The 20,515-nt window shown below is 43.8% G+C and carries 15 protein-coding genes; 3 read left to right on the top strand and 12 right to left on the bottom strand.

The window, feature by feature from the left end; translation table 11 throughout:
- Positions 1-109: 109 nt before the first annotated feature.
- The 7 genes from icmF to ACSR9O_RS11560 all read right to left on the bottom strand — a co-directional run bounded on the left by icmF (position 110) and on the right by ACSR9O_RS11560 (position 10,898).
- A complete protein-coding gene (icmF, locus tag ACSR9O_RS11590; RefSeq protein ID WP_491724428.1) occupies positions 110-3,376 on the bottom strand; it encodes a fused isobutyryl-CoA mutase/GTPase IcmF in 3,267 nt (1,088 codons plus the stop codon).
- Between the two features lie 11 nt (positions 3,377-3,387).
- Entirely contained in the window at positions 3,388-4,038 is a 651-nt protein-coding gene (locus ACSR9O_RS11585) for a TetR/AcrR family transcriptional regulator (RefSeq protein WP_101223857.1), read from the bottom strand.
- A 112-nt stretch (positions 4,039-4,150) separates the two neighbouring features.
- On the bottom strand, positions 4,151-5,290 hold the full coding sequence (locus ACSR9O_RS11580; RefSeq protein WP_101223858.1) for an acyl-CoA dehydrogenase: 1,140 nt from the start codon (positions 5,288-5,290) through the stop codon (positions 4,151-4,153).
- 27 nt (positions 5,291-5,317) lie between these two features.
- Positions 5,318-6,454, bottom strand: a complete 1,137-nt coding sequence (locus ACSR9O_RS11575) for an acyl-CoA dehydrogenase (RefSeq protein WP_491724427.1) — start codon at positions 6,452-6,454, stop codon at positions 5,318-5,320.
- A 35-nt stretch (positions 6,455-6,489) separates the two neighbouring features.
- A complete protein-coding gene (locus ACSR9O_RS11570) occupies positions 6,490-7,341 on the bottom strand; it encodes a 3-hydroxybutyryl-CoA dehydrogenase (protein WP_402943298.1) in 852 nt (283 codons plus the stop codon).
- Between the two features lie 39 nt (positions 7,342-7,380).
- Positions 7,381-8,568 (bottom strand): acetyl-CoA C-acetyltransferase, encoded by a 1,188-nt coding sequence (locus tag ACSR9O_RS11565; RefSeq protein ID WP_491724426.1) that lies wholly within the window; start codon positions 8,566-8,568, stop codon positions 7,381-7,383.
- Positions 8,569-8,768: 200 nt separating this feature from the next.
- Positions 8,769-10,898 carry a (Fe-S)-binding protein gene (locus ACSR9O_RS11560; RefSeq protein ID WP_101224012.1) on the bottom strand — a complete coding sequence of 710 codons (2,130 nt, stop codon included), beginning with the start codon at positions 10,896-10,898 and terminating at the stop codon, positions 8,769-8,771.
- Positions 10,899-11,191: 293 nt separating this feature from the next.
- On the opposite strand from ACSR9O_RS11560, the gene cls reads away from it, so the two are divergent.
- Together cls and uvsE are read left to right on the top strand one after the other, a co-directional pair.
- Complete coding sequence (cls, locus tag ACSR9O_RS11555) at positions 11,192-12,394, top strand: cardiolipin synthase (protein ID WP_260358798.1); 1,203 nt, start codon at positions 11,192-11,194, stop codon at positions 12,392-12,394.
- A gap of 29 nt (positions 12,395-12,423) precedes the next feature.
- Positions 12,424-13,377, top strand: a complete 954-nt coding sequence (gene uvsE, locus ACSR9O_RS11550) for a UV DNA damage repair endonuclease UvsE (protein ID WP_101223862.1) — start codon at positions 12,424-12,426, stop codon at positions 13,375-13,377.
- Between the two features lie 48 nt (positions 13,378-13,425).
- On the opposite strand, the gene argS is transcribed toward uvsE, so the two are convergent.
- The 4 genes from argS to speE form a co-directional block, all read right to left on the bottom strand.
- Positions 13,426-15,096: an arginine--tRNA ligase gene (gene argS, locus ACSR9O_RS11545; protein WP_260358799.1), complete on the bottom strand. Its 1,671-nt coding sequence runs from the start codon at positions 15,094-15,096 to the stop codon at positions 13,426-13,428.
- A 3-nt stretch (positions 15,097-15,099) separates the two neighbouring features.
- Positions 15,100-15,540, bottom strand: coding sequence for a YwiB family protein (locus tag ACSR9O_RS11540; RefSeq protein WP_101223864.1), 441 nt, complete (start codon positions 15,538-15,540; stop codon positions 15,100-15,102).
- A gap of 280 nt (positions 15,541-15,820) precedes the next feature.
- Positions 15,821-16,699, bottom strand: a complete 879-nt coding sequence (gene speB / locus ACSR9O_RS11535) for an agmatinase (RefSeq protein ID WP_101223865.1) — start codon at positions 16,697-16,699, stop codon at positions 15,821-15,823.
- Between the two features lie 14 nt (positions 16,700-16,713).
- Positions 16,714-17,541 (bottom strand): spermidine synthase, encoded by an 828-nt coding sequence (gene speE, locus ACSR9O_RS11530; RefSeq protein WP_101223866.1) that lies wholly within the window; start codon positions 17,539-17,541, stop codon positions 16,714-16,716.
- A 207-nt stretch (positions 17,542-17,748) separates the two neighbouring features.
- On the opposite strand from speE, the gene ACSR9O_RS11525 reads away from it, so the two are divergent.
- Entirely contained in the window at positions 17,749-19,818 is a 2,070-nt protein-coding gene (locus tag ACSR9O_RS11525) for a transglycosylase domain-containing protein (protein ID WP_491724425.1), read from the top strand.
- 150 nt (positions 19,819-19,968) lie between these two features.
- Here the strand turns inward: ACSR9O_RS11525 and ACSR9O_RS11520 are convergent, their stop codons facing one another.
- Positions 19,969-20,478 (bottom strand): YwhD family protein, encoded by a 510-nt coding sequence (locus tag ACSR9O_RS11520; protein WP_230176101.1) that lies wholly within the window; start codon positions 20,476-20,478, stop codon positions 19,969-19,971.
- Positions 20,479-20,515 lie beyond the last annotated feature (37 nt).

Below are 20,515 nucleotides of genomic sequence, written 5' to 3'. Positions count from 1 at the left end.
ATTTTTGCCCCTTTTCCAAATAATTATAAGGTAAAATCTTCATTTTGTTAAAAAATGCGGAAATTATTTAAAAAAGAGGGCCCTAAACGTTCGGAGCCCCCTTCTCAGTTTACATATTCCTTCGATATTGACCGCCTACATCATATAGCGCCCTCGTTATCTGACCAAGACTGGCCACTCTGACGCAGTTCATGAGTTCAGCAAAGATATTTTCCCCATTCATGGCTGCCAATTTCAGTTTAGTTAGCGCCTCATCCGTGAACTCCTTATTTCTTTCTTGGAATGCCCGGAGATTTATGATTTGCCCTTCCTTTTCTTCCTTTGTTGCACGGGCAATTTCCATGCTGTTCACCGCTTCTTCGGAAGGAGGATTTGGATTCAAATACGTGTTGACACCAATGATCGGCAATTCTCCCGTATGCTTTTTCATTTCGTAATGCATCGATTCATCCTGGATTTTCCCGCGCTGATACTGCGTCTCCATTGCACCCAGCACACCGCCCCGATCATTGATGCGATCGAACTCTTGCAGTACGGCCTCTTCAACGAGATCCGTCAATTCCTCTACGATGAAGGCTCCTTGCATCGGGTTTTCATTTTTTGAGAGCCCATGCTCCTTTGTAATGATCATTTGTATGGCCATTGCCCGGCGCACGGATTCTTCAGTAGGCGTCGTGATGGCTTCATCGTACGCATTAGTATGCAAGGAATTACAGTTGTCCTGCAGCGCCATTAAAGCCTGAAGTGTCGTTCTGATATCATTGAAATCAATTTCTTGCGCATGAAGTGAGCGCCCTGAAGTCTGTATATGGTATTTGAGCTTCTGGCTGCGGTCGTTCGCACCATATTTATCCCGCATGACCGTAGCCCAAATCCTTCTTGCCACTCTCCCGATAACCGTATATTCCGGGTCGAGCCCATTTGAGAAGAAGAACGACAAATTCGGGGCAAAGTCATCAATATTCATTCCGCGACTTAAATAATATTCGATGTAAGTAAAGCCATTCGCTAATGTAAAAGCAAGCTGTGAAATGGGATTGGCACCCGCTTCTGCAATGTGATAGCCGGAAATGGATACAGAGTAGTAGTTCCTGACTTTTCGATCAATGAAATATGCTTGAATGTCCCCCATTAGCCTTAAAGCAAATTCCGTAGAGAAGATGCAAGTATTCTGGCCTTGGTCCTCTTTCAGAATATCCGCTTGAACAGTTCCGCGTACCGTTTGAAGGGTATAAGCCTGCACTTCTTCAGCTTCTGCGTCCGTAAGGGGACGGCCTAACTCTTCTTCTTTCCGTTGAATCTGCTGATCGACTGCCGTATTCATGTACATTGCCAAAATGATTGGTGCCGGTCCATTGATGGTCATCGATACAGAGGTTGAGGGGTGGCAAAGGTCAAAGCCTGCATACAGCTTTTTCATGTCATCCAACGTACAGATGCTGACTCCGCTTTCCCCTACCTTTCCATAGATATCAGGCCGGTGATCGGGATCCTCGCCATATAAAGTTACCGAATCGAAAGCCGTACTTAGCCGTTTTGCATTATCATCCTTTGACAAATAATGAAAACGCCTGTTGGTTCGGTCGGGTGATCCTTCACCGGCAAATTGCCGCTTCGGGTCCTCTCCTTCACGCTTGAATGGAAAGACTCCCGCTGTGTAAGGAAAGAAGCCCGGAACGTTCTCTCGGAATACCCATCCTAAGATCTCTCCATAATCGACATATTTAGGCAATGACACTCTCGGAATCATTAAACCTGATAAACTTTTAGTTTTCAGCTTTGTGACGATTTCTTTATCCCTGACTTTCGTTACAAACTGCTCTCCTGCATACTTTTCTTTTAATTCCATCCATCCAGAAAGTATTTTTTTAGATTCAGGTGATAAATTCGAAGCGGTTTCCTTTTTCAGTTTTTCTAAAGAAGCCACCATACCTTCGTTGTTATCATTTTCCTTAATTGCATCAATTGCTCCTTCAAGCTGGAAAAGCCTGCGGGCAATACGTACTTGTTCAGCCGCACGCTTATGATAAGATCTGACCGTATCACTGATTTCACGTAAATAATACCGACGGTCAGTAGGGATGATGACATTTTGCTTGTAAACATCCGCTTCCTTCGAAAAGGCGGTACTCCAAACCGTCCCTGATTTTTCATTAAGCTTTTCAATCAGTGCAGCGAATAATGCATTGGTGCCTGGATCATTGAATTGAGAAGCGATGGTACCGTATACCGGCATTTCAGATGGATCTTGATCAAAAAGTGTACGGCTTCTTTGGTATTGCTTTTGAACTTGGTTTTTTGCATCCTCTGAGCCTTTGCGCTCGTATTTGTTAATGACTATCAAGTCTGCATAATCAATCATATCGATTTTTTCAAGTTGCGAAGGTGCTCCGAATTCACTCGTCATTACATACATGGATACATCGCATATCTCAGCAATTTCTGCATCTCCCTGACCAATTCCGCTCGTTTCAACGATGATTAAATCGAAGCCAGCTGCCTTCACGACTGAAATGGCATCTTTTATCGCCAAAGACAACTCACTTTTTGAATGACGCGTGGCCAGGCTCCGCATATAAACACGCTCTGAAAAAATCGAGTTCATTCTAATCCTGTCACCAAGCAGGGCACCGCCCGTTTTCTGTTTGGTCGGGTCTACAGATAAAATGGCTACTCTCTCGTCTGGTATTTCGTTAATGAACCTTCGTATCAATTCATCAGTCAATGAACTTTTTCCAGCACCGCCAGTTCCCGTAATCCCTAGAACAGGAACCTTCATTTCGGAAGTCTTGATCTGCTCAAAAAGACTCTCAACCGCTGCCGCTGATTCCTGTGAAGCATCGAGTCTGTTTTCGGCAAAGGTAATGAATTGGGCAATGGCATTTGTTCCCCCAGCAACCAATTCATCAAAACGTTCCTGTAAAGATGGTTTGACTGTCGAGAAATCACACTCCTCCATCAATACGTTTATCATTCCTTGAAGCCCATATTCCCGCCCTTCATCAGGAGAAAAGATCCGGGCTATCCCATAATCATGGAGTTCTTTAATTTCCCTTGGGATGATGACCCCGCCGCCGCCGGCAAAAATACGAATGTGCCCGGCTCCCTTTTCCTTCAGCAGGTCATACATATATTTAAAATATTCCACATGTCCGCCTTGGTAAGATGACATGGCTATGCCTTGAACATCTTCCTGGATGGCCGCATTCACGATCTCTTCCACCGAACGATTATGACCTAGATGAATGACTTCTGCACCGCTGGACTGAAGGATTCTCCTCATAATATTGATAGATGCATCATGTCCATCAAATAAACTCGAAGCAGTAACGAATCTAATATGGTTCTTCGGTTTATACACCTCAACTGTACCCATTGAGCTCCTCCTTATTGAAACGAATTTAACTCAGTATTTTTCTGAAGCGATATATTTTGAATCAATAATTGCGTCTGCAGTTCAACATATTCTTGAAGCGTATACTCTTTGTGTAAAGCCCATCTTCTAAAACTCCACATTTGTCCCTGAACGAAAATATTATGAGAAACAAGGCTTATTTGTTTTGCCGTCAACGATAGCTCCCCGTTCTCAACACATTTCGTAATCACCTTTTCAAACATGCCGACCATCCGAAGTTCTTTATTCAATACATAAGGTAAAGCATCTTTCGTCAGTGCCTTCACCTCTTGATACATGACCAGCACTTCGTCCTGCATATCATCCATCACTTTATAAAAATAGGCGATCGTAAGCTTCAAGCTTTCAAGTGTCCCATCGCTCTGATCTATTTCTTTCTGAAGCTTTTCCTGTACTTCATCGTAGATAAAGTCGCAAACGAGATATAATATATCTTCCTTTGTTCGGATATACTCGTATAACGTGCCGATACTAAAGCCGGCCGCTTTGGCAATTTCCCTGGTAGTCGTACGATGAAATCCCTTTTCCTTAAAAAGGGTCACCGCCCCTTTAATCATTTGTGTACGCCTTTTTTCAACCAGGCGTTCATCCTTTACAGATGCAAGAACCTCTCTTTTTTCCATTTTCAAACTCCTTTTAAAAAGCCCATCATTTAATTGCCAAAGACATTCTAAAGAAATTGAAAAGGGAATTCCGGTAAAGGCAATGCCTCATCGGAAAACCTCAATTTCAATCCTATTTAGTAATCATCCGTGAGATGACCAGCTTTTGAATTTCCTGTGTACCTTCATAGATTTGGGTGATTTTCGCATCACGCATATACCGTTCTACAGGATAATCCTTTGTATATCCATAACCTCCAAAGACCTGCACGGCTTCTGTCGTCACTTTCATGGCTGTATCTCCAGCAAAAAGTTTGGACATGGCCGACTCTTTTCCATAAGGAAGGCCCACTGATTCCAACCAGGCAGCCTGATAGGTTAATAGCCTTGATGCTTCAACACCCGTTGCCATATCCGCCAATTTAAAACCGATTCCTTGCTGTGCAGAAATCGGCTTGCCGAATTGGACGCGCTCTTTTGCATAATCAACTGCGGCATCCAATGCACCTTGGGCTATGCCCACTGCCTGGGCTGCAATCCCATTACGGCCGCCATCTAGCGTCATCATCGCTATTTTAAAGCCCTCTCCTTCTTTTCCAAGGAGATTTTCTTTAGGCACTCGGCATTCATCAAAAATGATTTCCGTGGTCGGTGATGAACGGATTCCAAGCTTCTTCTCTTTTTTGCCGACACTAAAACCCGGGAAGTCCTTTTCAACGATAAAGGCACTCGTTCCTTTTTGTTTGGATTCTGGATCCGTCAATGCAAAGACGACATATGTATCCGCAATCCCGCCGTTCGTAATGAAGATTTTTGAACCGCTGATAATATATTCATCACCTACAAGCTTAGCAGTCGTTCTCATACCGCCTGCATCAGAGCCTGAGCTAGGCTCGGTCAGCCCATATGCACCGATTTTTTCACCCTGTGCCATTGGACGAAGGTATTTTTGTTTTTGCTCTTCAGATCCAAACTTATATATTGGCCATCCTGCAAGGGAAGTATGGGCTGATAAAGTCACCCCAGTGGAAGCGCAAACGCGGGAAAGTTCCTCAATCGCTATGCAATACGCTAAATAATCACTTCCAATACCGCCGTATTCCTCAGGCCAAGGAATCCCAGTCAATCCAAGTTCGGCCATTTTATCGAAGATTTCACGGTCGAATCGTTCTTCTTCATCCCTCTCGGCAGCTGTCGGAGCCACTTCATTCTGGGCAAAATCGCGCACCATTTTCCTGATCATTTCATGTTCTTCCGTTAGTTTAAATTGCATGTCTATGCCTCCTAAGCATTTCGTGAATTAGAGATTCTTACTGATGACCATCCTCTGTATTTCGCTGGTACCCTCATAAATTTCAGTTACCTTTGCATCCCTGAAATAGCGTTCGACAGGATATTCCGTCGTGTATCCATAGCCTCCGAACACCTGGACTGCTTCTATCGCCACATCAACAGCCGTCCTCGAAGCGAATAGCTTAGCCATTGCCGCCTCTTTACCGCACTTCAATCCCTGTGAGCGTAAATACGCCGCTCGATAGACAAGTAACCTTGAAGCTTCTATACACGTTGCCATTTCAGCAAGCTTGAAACCAATCCCCTGTTGTGCTGCAATAGGTTTGCCGAATTGAACTCTGTCTTTTGCATATTTGACAGCATGTTCCATGGCGCCTTCTGCAATTCCCAGCGCTTGAGCAGCAATGCCTATCCTTCCAGCATCCAAGTTGGCCATTGCGATTTTAAAGCCTTCTCCTTCTTTTCCAAGGAGATTGGCTGCAGGCACTTTCATATCCTCGAACGTCACCTGTACGGTGCTCGAGCCATGAAGGCCCATTTTACGTTCATCTTTACCGATGATTAAGCCTGGCGTCCCTTTTTCTACAATAAAAGCAGAGATTCCCTTGCTTCCCTTCTGAGGGTCGGTTGAAGCAAAAACAATGAATACATCCGCTTCCCCGCCATTGGTGATAAAAACCTTGGACCCATTTATTCGATATCTTCCGTCTTCCTTTACTGCCACTGCCTTCGATTTCAAACTCGCAGCATCGGAACCTGAGCTTTGCTCAGTCAAGCAAAAGGCGCCTAAATATATACCAGCGGCTAACTTAGGCACATACTTCCGCTTCTGCTCTTCCGTTCCAAAATAAACGATTGGATTTGTTCCAACAGAAGTATGAACGGACAGTATGACACCGAGAGTTGGACTAACTTTGGAAATCTCATTGATGGCGATGATATAAGACATGAAGTCCATACCCGCGCCACCGTATTCTTCTGAAATCGGGATTCCCATCAAACCAAGCTTACCCATTTTTTGCAGAATCGTTTTTGGAAACACGCCTGTTTCCATTGCCTCGATATGAGGGGTAATCTCATTCTCCGCAAAAGCGCTTACCATTTTCCGCATCATTTCCTGTTCTTCTGTAAACTTGAAATCCATCCTTCATCCCTCCCTAGCTGCACATCTTTCTAAGATTAGTTATATTCGTAAAAGCCCCGTCCTGATTTCTTGCCTAGCCATCCAGCCTTTACATATTTCCTTAACAGCGGACACGGTCGGTATTTATCGTCTCCGAGACCTTGGTGAAGCGTTTCCATTATATACAGGCATGTGTCCAGTCCAATGAAGTCAGCTAGCGTAAGCGGGCCCATCGGATGGTTCATTCCCAGCTTCATCACGTCGTCAATCGCCTCTTTAGTGGCGACGCCTTCATAAAGGGTATAGATGGCCTCATTGATCATCGGCATCAAAATCCGGTTCGCTACAAAACCTGGAAAATCATTAACTTCCACCGGTACCTTGTTCAAGGATTCAGCCATCTCTTCAACTTCTTTATAAACCTCATCCGCTGTAGCCAGGCCACGGATGATCTCAACCAGCTTCATGACTGGAACGGGGTTCATAAAGTGCATGCCAATTACCTTTTCCGGCCTTTTCGTGGCAGCGGCTATCTCGGTAATCGGAAGCGAAGAAGTATTGGATGCAAGAATGACGTGTTGTGGCGTGATTTCATCCAAATCGGCGAATATTTTTGTTTTTATTTCCATGTTTTCCACTGCAGCTTCAATCACTAAATCCACCGCAGCCGCATTATTTAAATCCGTCGATGAAGTCAGCCGGGAAAGGATTGCACCTTTTTCTTCAGCTTCCATTTTTCCTTTTTCAACCTGCCGGGAAAGGTTCTTGGTAATTGTCCCTAACCCCTTTTCTACATATTCATCTTTTAAATCATGTAAAAGAACTTCATAACCGCTCATTGCACAGACCTGGGCAATGCCAGATCCCATCTGTCCAGCACCAATGACCATCACTTTTTGAATGCCCATGAAAAATCCCTCCTCATGTATCTATCTATGAAACTATTATCATTGCTTAGGCACTTCAATTAAAATGGCATCTCCCTGACCGCCGCCACTGCAGATCGCTGCGATGCCCAATCCCCCTCCGCGGCGTTTCAGTTCATGCATCAGCGTAATGATGATGCGGGCACCACTCGCCCCGATCGGGTGACCTAATGCTACAGCCCCTCCGTTTACATTCACTTTTCCCGGCTCGATGTTGGCAATTTTCCCACTGGCCAGCGCAACCGCAGCAAATGCTTCGTTCACTTCAAACAAATCAATTTCCTCTATCGATTTACCTGTCTTCTTCAGGAGTTCATTTATGACCAAACCTGGCGTTTTAGGGAAGTCCTTTGCTTCCACTGCCACTTCTGCATGAGCTAAAATATAGGCAAAAGGCGTTTTCCCTTCCTTTTCCGCACGTTCCTCACTCATCAATACGAGTGCACCTGCCCCATCATTGACACCTGGTGCATTACCTGCCGTAATGGTCCCGTCATTACTGAAAGCTGGACCTAATTTAGCTAACTTCCCGGCAGAGGTATCTTTTCTTGGGGCTTCATCATGTTCAACGGTAATTGGCTCGCCTTTCCGCACAGGCACCTGTACGGAAATGATTTCTTCTGCAAGGATACCGCCATCGATTGCTTTTATCGCTTTTTGATGACTTTCGTAAGCCCAGCTATCCTGTTCCTCACGGGTGATTTCAAGGTCCTCGGCAGTACTGTTTCCGTAAGTCCCCATATGCACGCCCGTAAAGCTGCAGCTAAGTCCATCCGAAATCATCGTATCCTTAAGCTCTCCATCACCCATCCTTAGGCCCCACCTTGCTTTCGGAAGGATATAAGGAGCATTGCTCATCGATTCCATTCCGCCTGCAACAATGATTTCTTCTTCACCTAAACGAATGATCTGATCAGCCAATGTCACACTGCGAAGTCCTGATGCGCATACTTTATTAATGGTTTCCGTTTTTACTTCCCATGGCAATCCAGCATGGCGGGCTGCCTGGCGGGACGGTATTTGGCCTTGGCCAGCCTGAAGCACATTCCCCATGATGACCTCATCTACTTGGCTGCCTTCAATCCCTGCCCGAACAAGTGCCTCTTTGATTGCTATTCCACCAAGTTGTGATGCCGTCAAACTGCTAAGGCCACCGCCAAATTTACCAAAAGGTGTTCTCACACCGCTAATAATCACTGTTTTCGCCATCATTATTTCCCCCTATAAGTAACATTGATTGAACGCTCGCTCAATTTGGAGTTAAAAAAATAGTGTTGTAAGCGCTTAATATTATAATATATTACACATTTTTCTCAAAAATGAAAATATTTAGTTTATAAATATTGAAAAAAATTGCCTGCTCCCTTTTGTTTCATCTTTTATAAAAGAAGCAGGCAATTCAATTAAAATTAAGAGGCAATCGATTTGTTTTCACCAATGACCGCTTTTTCGAGCAGTTCTGCTACATCATACGTTTTAACATTTTCCTCAACCTCTTTTGCTTTCGTCCCATCGGATAGCATGGTCAGGCAATAAGGACATCCTGAACTGATCACTGTTGGACTGACGGCCAGAGCTTGTTCGGTACGGGCCACATTAATGCGATTTCCTGTTTCCTCTTCCATCCACATCAAACCGCCTCCTGCTCCACAGCACATACCCTTTTCACGGTTACGCTCCATTTCAATAAGTTTCACACCAGCAATGGATTGCAAGATTTCACGCGGCGGGCTGTAAACTTCATTGTACCTTCCCAAGTAACAGGAATCGTGGAATGTAATCGTCTCATTAACAGGATACTGAGGGACCAACCTGCCTTCACTGACAAGTTTGGCTAACAATTCAGTATGGTGATACACTTCAGCTTCCAAGCCAAAATCCGGATACTCATTCTTAAAGATATTGTATGCATGCGGATCGATCGTAACGATTTTCCTGATTTCATTCTTCTGGAATTCTTCTATATTTTTCATTGCAAGCTCCTGGAAAACAAACTCATTACCCAATCGACGCGGAGTATCCCCTGAGTTTTTCTCCTTATTTCCGAGAATTGCAAATTTAACGCCTGCTTCATTCAACAATTTAGCAAAGGAAAGGGCAATTTTCTGGCTCCGGTTATCATACGACCCCATTGAACCCACCCAAAATAAATACTCGAATTCTTCGTCTGCCTTTTTTAATTCCTTTACGGTTGGGACGCTGACATCTTCCCGAAGGCTTCGCCAATCTTCTCTCTCTTTACGATTCAGTCCCCACGGGTTCCCTTGACGCTCAATATTCGTCATGGCACGTTGCGCATCAGGATCAAGTCTGCCTTCCGTCAACACTAGATAACGGCGCATATCGATGATTTTGTCAACATGTTCATTCATTACCGGGCATTGATCTTCACAGTTCCGGCATGTGGTACAAGCCCAAAGTTCTTCTTCCGTAATGACTTCGCCAATCAGGCTCGGACTGTAAGCTTCTGTTGCTGCAGCTGATTCCTGCGCCCCCTGCGCGGCACCAGCCAAAGCGATCTTATTTCCTTTCGTATTCCCAAAAACAAAAGATGGCACCCATGGCTGCTTCGTAGTAACGGCAGCGCCTGTATTTGTTAAATGGTCACGCATCTTGATTATGATATCCATCGGTGACAGCATTTTACCGGTACCTGTAGCAGGGCACATATTCGTACAGCGCCCGCACTCCACACAGGCATAGAGGTCCACCATTTGATATTGCGTCAAGTCTTCGATATATTTGGCACCATAATATTGATTTCCTTCTTTGTCGAGAATCTCTTCTTCCAAATCTACCGGTTTCAATTTCCCGGGATTGTCCAGGCGATTCAGGAATACATTTATCGGACCGGCAATCAAGTGAGCGTGCTTAGATTGCGGGATATAAACAAGGAAAGATAATATGATCAGTAAATGCAGCCACCAAGCTACATAAAAAACGACGGTTGCCGCTGTTGTCCCCATCCAGCCGAATAGGAAAGCGATGCTTGATGCGACTGGCTCTGACCAAGTTGCATCGTGTCCATGCCAGATCATTCCCATTCCATTCCCCAGCAATACGGTAATCATGATTCCGGTAATGAAGATGACAACCAGGCCTGCTTTGAAATCCCTTTTCAAGCGAACGAGCTTTTCGACATAACGACGGTATGCCGCCCATAGGATTGCAACAAGAACGGTAAGCGTCACAATTTCCTGGAAGAAAGTAAAGGCCGGATAAACAGGTCCAAACGGTAAATGCCACCCCGGTCTTAAGCCTTTAACGAAAAAGTCAAGTGCGCCAAATTGCACTAAGATGAAACCATAAAATAACAAGGCATGAATGATCCCGCTTTTTTTATCTTTAAAGAGCTTCTTCTGTCCAAATACATAAACCCCAATTTTAACAAGACGATCCTTCACACGGTTATCGAATTCCACTTTTTTGCCAAGTTTTATATAAGCTATACGAGTCTTTATCAAATAGACAAATAAACCGGCGGCGTAAGCGGTTACAAGCAGGAATGCAACTAAGTTGATCCACAGTAAGCCATTCATTTCCATGCAGTCTTTCCCCCTCTTTAGTAAATTGTAAAATGCCAGGTACCATTATGGGAAATTTGGCATTTTTCTGAAATTTGATTAACTCCATTATATAATGAATGAGCATTCAGTCAACTTTTTTCTTTCTAAATCAATTTAATTTTTCGGTTACTTGATTATATAATTCGACAATTCTGTGTATTACCCTTCTTCATTCTGAAAAAATGAGGACCCTTTCTCCGCTTTTTAATGGTTACTGACAGGGAATTAGAGCCAAACTAAATATAATCATTTAGGGGGGATTTTTTTTGAAGATAATCACTACGATTGCCTCTATATTTTTATTGATCTTCTCTTGGTGCTGGGTTGATCTTAAGGTAGGGCATAAGCGTTATTTGAAGCACGCAACCAACATTAAATATCCGCCTCGGAAAAGCGAAATGACTGTATTCACATCAGGGAAAATCCTGTTTGAAGATTATATTGAGGAAGTCAGGCAAGCTCAGGATTCCATCCATATCCTTTTTTATATAGTAAAAAATGATAAATTCAGCAAGGACTTTTTGAAGTTACTGCAGTCAAAAGCGGAAGCGGGCGTGGAAGTGCGGCTTTTAGTCGATTGGATAGGAAGTAAAAAGATGTCCCGTCAAACCATTCAGGAGCTGACTGAAAGCGGTGTTCATTTTTCTTTCAGCTTTAAACCGAAGCTCCCCTTCCTTTTCTATACAATACAAAAAAGAAACCACCGTAAGATTACGGTGATAGACGGAAAAATTGGCTATCTTGGCGGCTTTAATATCGGTAAGGAGTATATTAACCAGGGGGAGAAGCTGAACCCATGGAGAGATTACCATTTAAAAATGACCGGTGAGGGTGTAAAGGACCTTCAGGAAGTCTTTCTTTCGGATTGGTTCTATGATACAAATGAGGATTACAGAGGAGCACCTGCCTATTTCCCGACATTGACTCCCGGGACGCAGGCACATCAGGTTTTCGTCACGAATGGCAGTGATCTTGAACAGTCACTGACAAACATGATTCGTCAAGCCACTAAGAAAATCATTATCGGGACTCCATACTTCATTCCCAGTGAAACTTTATTTCAAGAATTAAGGGAAGCACTTGCACGCAATGTTTCCGTTACGGTCATCGTACCTGAAATTTCAGACCACTCCCTTGTCAAGGAAGCTTCTTTTCCCTATTTCCGGGTACTAATAAAAGACGGGGCTGAAATCATGCAATTTCAAAGAGGGTTCTACCATTCTAAAGTGATACTGATCGATGATATAATGTGTGATATCGGTACGGCTAATTTTGATAAACGCAGTTGTTTTTTAAATAGTGAAATAAACTGCATCATATTTGACCGGACATTTATAAAAGGTGTAGAAAAGGAATTGGCAGTGGACCTGGCCGAATCCAAGCCGCTAAACGGGGACGAGCTTTCCAGCATGAATGTAGTCCGTTCTGCAAAAGAATCGCTGGCTTCCATCCTTTCTCCTTTTCTTTGACAACCTGTTGCTCAAGGAGAAAAAATATAATGAAAATTAGATTTGGATTCGTATCCAATGCCACCTGTTTATGGGAAGCTTCTCCGGCTAAGACACTTACTTTCAAGAGATATAGCACACTTGGCCCAGAAAAAGGAAAGGAAAAACTCCTAGATGTGACCAGGCAGAACATTGAAAATACCTTAAGGGTCCTTCAATATAACACGGCACACCAAATTGAAATATACCGGATGTCCAGTTCCATTGTTCCTTTAGCCACACATCCCGAAATAGAATGGGATTTCGTTACTCCTTTTAAAAAAGAGTGGAAACAGCTTGGCGATTGGGCCACTGCTCACAAGATGAGGCTCAGCTTTCATCCGAATCAGTTTACGCTATTTACCAGCCCAAAACCCGAGATTACACAAAATGCCGTAAAAGATATGGAGTTCCATTATAAAATGCTTGATGCAATGGGCATAGCGGACACCTCTTTCATCAATATCCATGTCGGTGGAGCTTATGGTGATAAAGAGTCCGCCCTTGTAAGGGTTCATGACAACCTTAAATCGCTGCCTATGCACGTCAAGGAAAGAATGACTTTGGAGAATGATGATAAAACCTATACAGCATCTGAAACCCTGGGTGTATGTAAGAGGGAGGGCATCCCACTTGTATTCGATTACCACCATCATCTCGCAAACCTTTCAGATGAGCCGCTTAACGAGCTGCTCACCGAGGTGTTCACCACTTGGAGTCAGGCAGGGGCGGTACCAAAGATTCATATTTCCTCCCCAAAATCGGCAGGTGAATTTCGCTCACATGCAGATTATATCGATTTGGAGTTCATCATGCCCCTCTTTAAAGTGCTTAAGGATCTTGGACAGGACGTTGATTTCATGATCGAGGCCAAGATGAAGGACCGGGCGATGCTGCAGCTGATTGAAGATATAGCTAAGGTTCGTGGTGTAAAAAGGGTGAGCGGCGGTGCCGTCGAGTGTTAATTAACCTAAAAAAAGCGGCTGTTTCGCAAGAAACAGCCGCTTTTTCCATTACATTTTTTCCGGTGCCGAAACCCCGATGATGGCCAATGCATTCTTTAAAGTAATTTGGACGGATTTGACCAGTCCTAGACGTGCCTTACTTCTTTCCATCTCTTCAACATCCAGAACCTTATCTGCATTATAGAAACTGTGGAATGTAGAAGCCAGGTCATATATATAATTCGTCATGCGGTGAGGCATCCTTTTTTCGGCTGCTTCCGCTATTGCCTGCGGGAATTCTCCTAATTTCTTCAAAAGTTCCACTTCTTTTTCAGTAGATAGGGAAGAGAAATCAGTTACTCCTTCATAGCTGATCCCTTGTTCCACACCTTGGCGCAAAATGCTGGAAATACGGGCGTGGGCATACTGTGCATAATAAACCGGGTTTTCATTGGATTGTGAGACCGCAAGATCCAAGTCGAAGTCCATATGAGTATCCGCACTTCTCATCGCAAAGAAATACCGTGTTGCATCCAGACCTACTTCATCAATAAGGTCACGCATCGTAACTGCTTTACCTGTACGCTTGCTCATCTTCATTTTCTCGCCATCCTTGTACAGGTGTACAAGCTGGATGATTTCGACTTCAAGCTGCTCGCGATTGTACCCTAATGCTTCGATAGCCGCTTTCATACGCGGGATATAGCCGTGGTGATCTGCACCCCAGATATTGATCAGTGTTTCAAAGCCGCGTTCCAATTTATTACGGTGATAAGCAATATCCGGTGTCAGATATGTGTAAGACCCATCCTGTTTAATAAGCACACGGTCTTTATCATCGCCTAATTCCGTAGAGCGGAACCATGTAGCACCATCTTCCTCGTAAACATGGCCCCTTTCCCTCAACACTTTAAGTGCTTCATCAATTTTACCGTCTTGATAGAGGGATGTTTCGGAGTACCATACATCAAAACCGACACGGAAATTACCCAAGTCCGTTTTCAGTTTTTCCATTTCATATTTCAAGCCGTACTCACGGAAAAATTCAAAACGTTCCTTCTCATCGGCATTTACATATTTATCGCCATATTCACTTGCAAGCGTCTTACCGATGCCAATGATATCTTCGCCATGATAACCGCCCTCAGGCATATCCTTTTCGAGGCCAAGTGCCTGGAAATAGCGGGCTTCTATGGAAATGGCCAAATTATTGATTTGGTTTCCTGCATCATTGATATAGTATTCACGTGAAACATCGTAACCTGCTTTAGAGAGGATATTACATAGCGTATCACCTACTGCTGCACCACGTGCATGACCAAGATGGAGATCACCGGTTGGATTCGCGGAAACGAACTCCACTTGGATTTTTTCCCCTTTTCCAAAGTCACTTTCCCCATATGCTTCATCCACTTTCAAAATGACCGGAACCAATTCTGTCAAATAGGCATTATTCATGTAGAAGTTGATGAAACCTGGTCCTGCAATTTCAATTTTTTCGATGGATGCTTTTGAGTTGTCAAAGTTTTCGATGATTGCCTCTGCTATCATCTTTGGTGCTTTCCTTGCAATCTTCGTTAATTGCATGGCCATATTCGTGGAATAATCTCCATGTGTCTTATCTCTTGGCAGCTCCAATACAACATTTGGAATCTGCTCTTCCGTTGCTAAACCAGCTTTAATGACTGCCGCTTTAATCTCTTCTTTCAGTTTTTCCTGTACCTCTTTTACTATATTCATTCGCTATGCTTCCTCCTTGTAGGAAATCGTCATCTCATATTGACCGGGTTCGCTTCCCTGCATATGTAACGTATATTTAAGGACGAGTTTCCCTTGTTTGGTCTGCTCATCCCATTGATGATGTATCTTCTTCGCTGTCGTCCGTAACCCTAACCTGCCATATATACTTTCGTAATGTCCATTTGTCGCTTCCTTCAGGCGGAAAAGCTGCCTCATTTTAATGGCACCATTTCTAAGCAGGATCGTTTCATCCAGTTTGTGCTTGATGGTCGTTTGTGTTTGACCGGCTTCATTTTCCTCTTTATATTGCAAATATAAATCTGCACCTTTATACATTTTTGTACCAAATGTGACCAGCTCATACGTTTCCGTTTCTGAGCCGTGCTTGATTTTTGTCTGTAAAGTCACTTTAATCGCTTGCTTATCTATATCATGAAGAGTCAAAGCTACACTTCCTTCATCATGTCGTTCTTAACTTTATAAGTATAAATATTCTTCAAGGAAGTTTCAACTTGGAGCGGAAAATAAAGTGTAAATCAAAAAAAGTGAGGATAAACTGTCGAAATCATGTTGTTGCAATTCATTTGAATTTAACACAATAATGACTCATCGGGGCGGAATTATTCAAATAGAGTCCATCAGATGTAAAATTCTTTCCCTGAATGGATAAAAAAAGACCATTCCCGCCAAAAAACAGGAACAGTCAAGTCAAGTCTTACATCCATTAACCTTTTTGAACCCAACCTAAAATCATTTCGCGAATCAGCTTGCTCGCAGTGTTCGCAGTTTGCTCGGATGGATCATAAATCGGTGCCACTTCTACTAAATCGCAGCCGACTACATTAATTTCAGACCGTGCTATCTCATGAATCGAAGCTAAAAGCTCTTTGGAGGTGATGCCTCCACAATCTACGGTGCCTGTTCCCGGCGCGTGCGCAGGATCAAGAACATCGATGTCGATCGTCACATATACAGGACGGCCAGCTAACTGCGGCAGTACTTCTTTCAGAGGTTCAAGAACTTCAAATTTAGAGATGTGCATGCCATTTTCTTTCGCCCATTGGAATTCTTCCTTCAAACCGGAACGAATGCCGAAAGAGTATACATTTTTCGGGCCGATAAGTTCTGCGGATTTACGGATGATGGACGCATGGGAAAGCGGCTCTCCTTCATAATCCTCACGTAAATCTGTATGGGCATCCATATGGATGATGGCCATATCGGGATACTTTTTGAACATGGCTTTGATGACAGGCCATGTTACAAGATGTTCCCCTCCCATACCTATTGGGAACTTACCTGCATCCAACAAGCTGTCGACATATTTTTCAATCATATCGATACTGCGCTGCGGATTGCCGAATGGTAATGGTATATCCCCGGCATCAAAGAATTTAACTTCTTCTAATTCACGATCTAAATACGGGCTGTACTCTTCCAAACCAATCGAAACTTCACGAATTCGGGTAGGGCCGAAGCGGGAACCCGGACGGAAGCTTACCGTCCAGTCCATCGGCATGCCGTATAGCACAGCTTCCGATTCCTCAAAAACAGGATGGCTTTTAATGAATACATTGCCTGAATAGGCTTCATCGAATTTCATGGTCCATGCCTCCCTTATTTCACTAAATCTTGAACGAATTTAGGCAGAACGAAAGCTGCTTTATGAAGTTCTTTTGTATAATATTTCGTTTCTAATTCATGGAAACGATCTTCAGTCACTTCTAATGGATTATATTTTTTCGATCCGATCGTGAACGCCCAAAGGCCGCTTGGATACGTCGGGATATTCGCTAAATATAGGCTGGTGATTGGGAAAATTTCTTTCACATCACGTTGTACATCGCGAATTAAGTCCGCTTTAAACCAAGGATTGTCGGATTGTGCCACAAAAATCCCGTCTTCTTTCAAAGCCTTGGAAATCCCGGCATAAAAACCTTTAGTGAATAAATTGACAGCAGGTCCGACTGGTTCAGTCGAGTCAACCATGATCACGTCATATTCATTTTCACTTTTGGCGATGTGCATGAAGCCATCCCCAACTTGTACGTCTACACGCGGATCTTCAAGCATGCCTGCGATTTCAGGCAGGAATTTCTTTGAGTATTCGATAACTTTCCCATCGATATCCACCAATGTAGCTTTTTTTACGCTTGGGTGTTTTAGGATTTCACGGATAACTCCTCCGTCCCCTCCTCCTACAACCAAAACGTTTTCTGGATTAGGATGGGTAAATAAAGGAACATGGGCTACCATTTCATGGTAAACGAATTCATCACGCTGTGAAGTCATTACCATGTCATCCAGCAACAGCATATTGCCCCACTCTTCCGTTTCAATCATATCCAGCTTTTGAAACTCAGTTTGCTCCGTATGTAAAGTACGATTCACTTTCATCGTAATACCAAAATTCTCTGTTTGTTTTTCAGTAAACCAAATGCTCATTTATTAACGCTCCTTTTCCATTTCATATTGTCAGTCACCTTATAGGTTCCCCAAAATCGGTATAGTCATTAGCTAGAAAAATTATAGACGAATCTAGCAGAATTGCAAGATAAATTTCTTAAATGCAGTTCTTATGTTTAAAATTTTCTTTTTTTTCCATAATAGTAATAGATACTAGATTCTTACGTGATAAGAGAGGTGAAAGCAATGGAATTGATTCCAAGCGAACGATTTAAAAGGACAACTAAATATGTACGGGCCTTCATTATCCTTGCCACAATCGGGCTCACAATACTCTTTGTATTGCTTCTCTCTTTACTGATTTATGCAAAAATATTAGGTCCGCCTCCTTTGGTCGTGCCGCAGTCCACTCTCTATTATAGCGATAATGGAAATGTGATCGGTGAAACCGATAATGGCCAGAAACGTTATTGGGCCGGAATGGAGTCGATTTCACCAGAGCTCATCAAAGCGACTGTAGCCGTTGAGGACCGTCAATTTTACACACATAATGGATTTGATATAAAGCGGATCGGCGGAGCCATCCTTGCTGATATTAAGGCAATGTCCAAAGTCCAGGGTGCGAGCACCATTACCCAGCAGTATGCCAGGAACCTGTTTCTTGGGCATGACAAAACGTGGTCGCGTAAATTTAATGAGGCCTTTTATACGATACGTTTAGAAATGAACTACTCCAAAAAGGAAATTCTAGAAGGCTATTTAAATACGATTTACTATGGCCATGGTGCCTATGGAGCTCAAGCTGCAAGCCAATATTACTTTGGCAAGGATGCCAAGGATTTGACCCTTCCTGAAGCGAGCATGCTGGCCGGAATACCAAAAGGGCCGTCAAACTATTCTCCATTGGATAACTTTGAAAAAGCCAAATCAAGGCAGAGAATCGTCCTGCAATCCATGAAAAGCAAAAACTACGTTTCAGAAAAGGATATCGCGGAAGCGCTGCGAACATCCCTTACATTAAAAGGGGAACACGGAACGGTCACCAAGAAGACCGCTCCCTATTTCCAGGATGCCGTCAAGCAGGCTTTAAAAACTCAGCTTCATTTAGATGACAGGACGATCGAGCTTGGCGGGCTTAAGGTCTATACAACACTGGACGAAACCCAGCAGGACGCTGCCGAAGAAGTTCTTTCCAATACCATACCCAAGTCATCAGGCATTCAAGCCTCGATAGTGGCAATGGATCCGGAAACCGGGGAGGTCCGTGCACTGGTCGGAGGGAAAGATTACTCCGAGTCGCCATTCAATCGGGCAACACAGGCCGTTCGCCAGCCTGGTTCAACCATGAAGCCCTTGCTATACTATTCAGCTCTGGAGAATGGTTTCACACCGTCCACCACCTTAAAAAGCGAGACAACTACATTTTCTTTCAATGATGGTCACTCATCTTACACACCGCATAATTACAACCATCAATATGCGGAGGGCGAAATCACGATGGCTCAGGCCATTGCTCTTTCCGATAATATCTTCGCCGTAAAAACGCACTTGTTCCTTGGGGAACAGACATTGGTCGATACCGCGCACCGTTTCGGCATCACGGCAAAGATGGATGCGGTTCCTTCCCTGGCACTCGGTACGTCAGGTGTAAGGGCGATTGAAATGGTGAACGCATACAGCATTCTGGCTAACGGCGGCAAGAAGGTTGAACCCGTGTTTATCAAAAAGGTTGAAAATCAAAAAGGTGAAGTGATTTTTGATGAAAATGATAAACCGGAACAGATTTTGGATGAGGATAAGGCATTTGTCATGACCCAGATGCTTACAGGGGTTTTCGATGAAACCTTAAATGGCTATACGAAAGTGACCGGCAGCACCATCAGTTCCCAGCTGTCCCGCCCATATGCCGGCAAATCAGGCTCCACTCCGACTGATAGCTGGATGATCGGTTACACACCGGAGCTTGTAGCAGGGGTATGGACTGGATATGATCAAGGCAAAAAAATCGAGATCCCTGCTGAAAAAGGCTATGCAAAGAAAATCTGGGCTTCCTATATGGAAAGGGGCCTGCAAGGAAAACCGGCAAAATCGTTTAAGGAAACCAAAAACGTAATCGGGGTAAACGTGAACCCCGTTAGCGGAAAATTGGCCACAAAGGACTGTCCTGCATCAAGATTGACTTATTATGTTAAAGGGACCGAACCTGTCGAATACTGTGCCGAGCACTTTAAGGGCGAGAATCCGAAACATGCCCCAAAAGAAGAAGAACATAAAAAGGCCCCATGGTACAAAAAAGTCTTAAAACCTTGGGGATAACGAAAAACCCCCGAAGCCGGCATCGGCTTCGGGGGTTTTTCTGTCCTAGTTCCACAGTGACTAAACTGCTGTCTTTAAGTTTACTGATTTTATCGCTTTCCTACAAGTGCATTTTTCACTAAACTTAACATTTCACCCATTAATCGAGTTTCAAACCGTCAATGACTCCTTCAGCAGATCTGAAGAACGCTCCCACATTCCTGCATCATGATTTTTCAGGAAGTCTGCAAGCACACGCTTCGATTTATCGTCCATGTCCTCGACGATGATTTTTCGCTTTAGCGATTTATCCATCCGGTTAACATGCTCCGGGAGCGATTTGTAACCGCGTCTAATTGACCTGTCAACCATCATTTCACATGCTGTCACACCTGCATAGTGCGGGCCATTTTGAGTGGCTTCAATGGTCACCCAAACAAGCCAGTAAGGTTTGGCATTCGGGACCTCCTCTTTAGTCTTTAAAAACTTGATCCCTTTTTCCACTGCACTTCTAGCATGCATCGCGCCGATATCGACCTCTGCTTCACCTGCATCAACATCGATGATGACCGGGGAAATATTATCGAGCGTTAAAACCCCTGCTCCATATCCGCCATGACCTTCTGTTGGGTCGTTTTTTATAATATTGAAGCCTACCTTTTTCTTTGGTTGTTCATCCATGTTTATATCCCCCTTTATGGTTAGTCATTTCCTATCG

Source organism: Peribacillus sp. B65 (assembly GCF_058513295.1).
This window is presented reverse-complemented; position numbering and strand designations above follow the sequence as displayed.

What these genes read in the sequence shown, in the direction of transcription:
- icmF (WP_491724428.1), bottom strand. Translation starts at nt 3,376, where the DNA reads ATGGGTACAGTTGAGGTGTATAAACCGAAGAACCATATTAGATTCGTT.
- ACSR9O_RS11585 (WP_101223857.1), bottom strand. Translation starts at nt 4,038, where the DNA reads ATGGAAAAAAGAGAGGTTCTTGCATCTGTAAAGGATGAACGCCTGGTT.
- ACSR9O_RS11580 (WP_101223858.1), bottom strand. Translation starts at nt 5,290, where the DNA reads ATGCAATTTAAACTAACGGAAGAACATGAAATGATCAGGAAAATGGTG.
- ACSR9O_RS11575 (WP_491724427.1), bottom strand. Translation starts at nt 6,454, where the DNA reads ATGGATTTCAAGTTTACAGAAGAACAGGAAATGATGCGGAAAATGGTA.
- ACSR9O_RS11570 (WP_402943298.1), bottom strand. Translation starts at nt 7,341, where the DNA reads ATGGGCATTCAAAAAGTGATGGTCATTGGTGCTGGACAGATGGGATCT.
- ACSR9O_RS11565 (WP_491724426.1), bottom strand. Translation starts at nt 8,568, where the DNA reads ATGGCGAAAACAGTGATTATTAGCGGTGTGAGAACACCTTTTGGTAAA.
- ACSR9O_RS11560 (WP_101224012.1), bottom strand. Translation starts at nt 10,898, where the DNA reads ATGAATGGCTTACTGTGGATCAACTTAGTTGCATTCCTGCTTGTAACC.
- uvsE (WP_101223862.1), top strand. Translation starts at nt 12,424, where the DNA reads ATGAAAATTAGATTTGGATTCGTATCCAATGCCACCTGTTTATGGGAA.
- argS (WP_260358799.1), bottom strand. Translation starts at nt 15,096, where the DNA reads ATGAATATAGTAAAAGAGGTACAGGAAAAACTGAAAGAAGAGATTAAA.
- speB (WP_101223865.1), bottom strand. Translation starts at nt 16,699, where the DNA reads ATGAAATTCGATGAAGCCTATTCAGGCAATGTATTCATTAAAAGCCAT.
- speE (WP_101223866.1), bottom strand. Translation starts at nt 17,541, where the DNA reads ATGAGCATTTGGTTTACTGAAAAACAAACAGAGAATTTTGGTATTACG.
- ACSR9O_RS11525 (WP_491724425.1), top strand. Translation starts at nt 17,749, where the DNA reads ATGGAATTGATTCCAAGCGAACGATTTAAAAGGACAACTAAATATGTA.
- ACSR9O_RS11520 (WP_230176101.1), bottom strand. Translation starts at nt 20,478, where the DNA reads ATGGATGAACAACCAAAGAAAAAGGTAGGCTTCAATATTATAAAAAAC.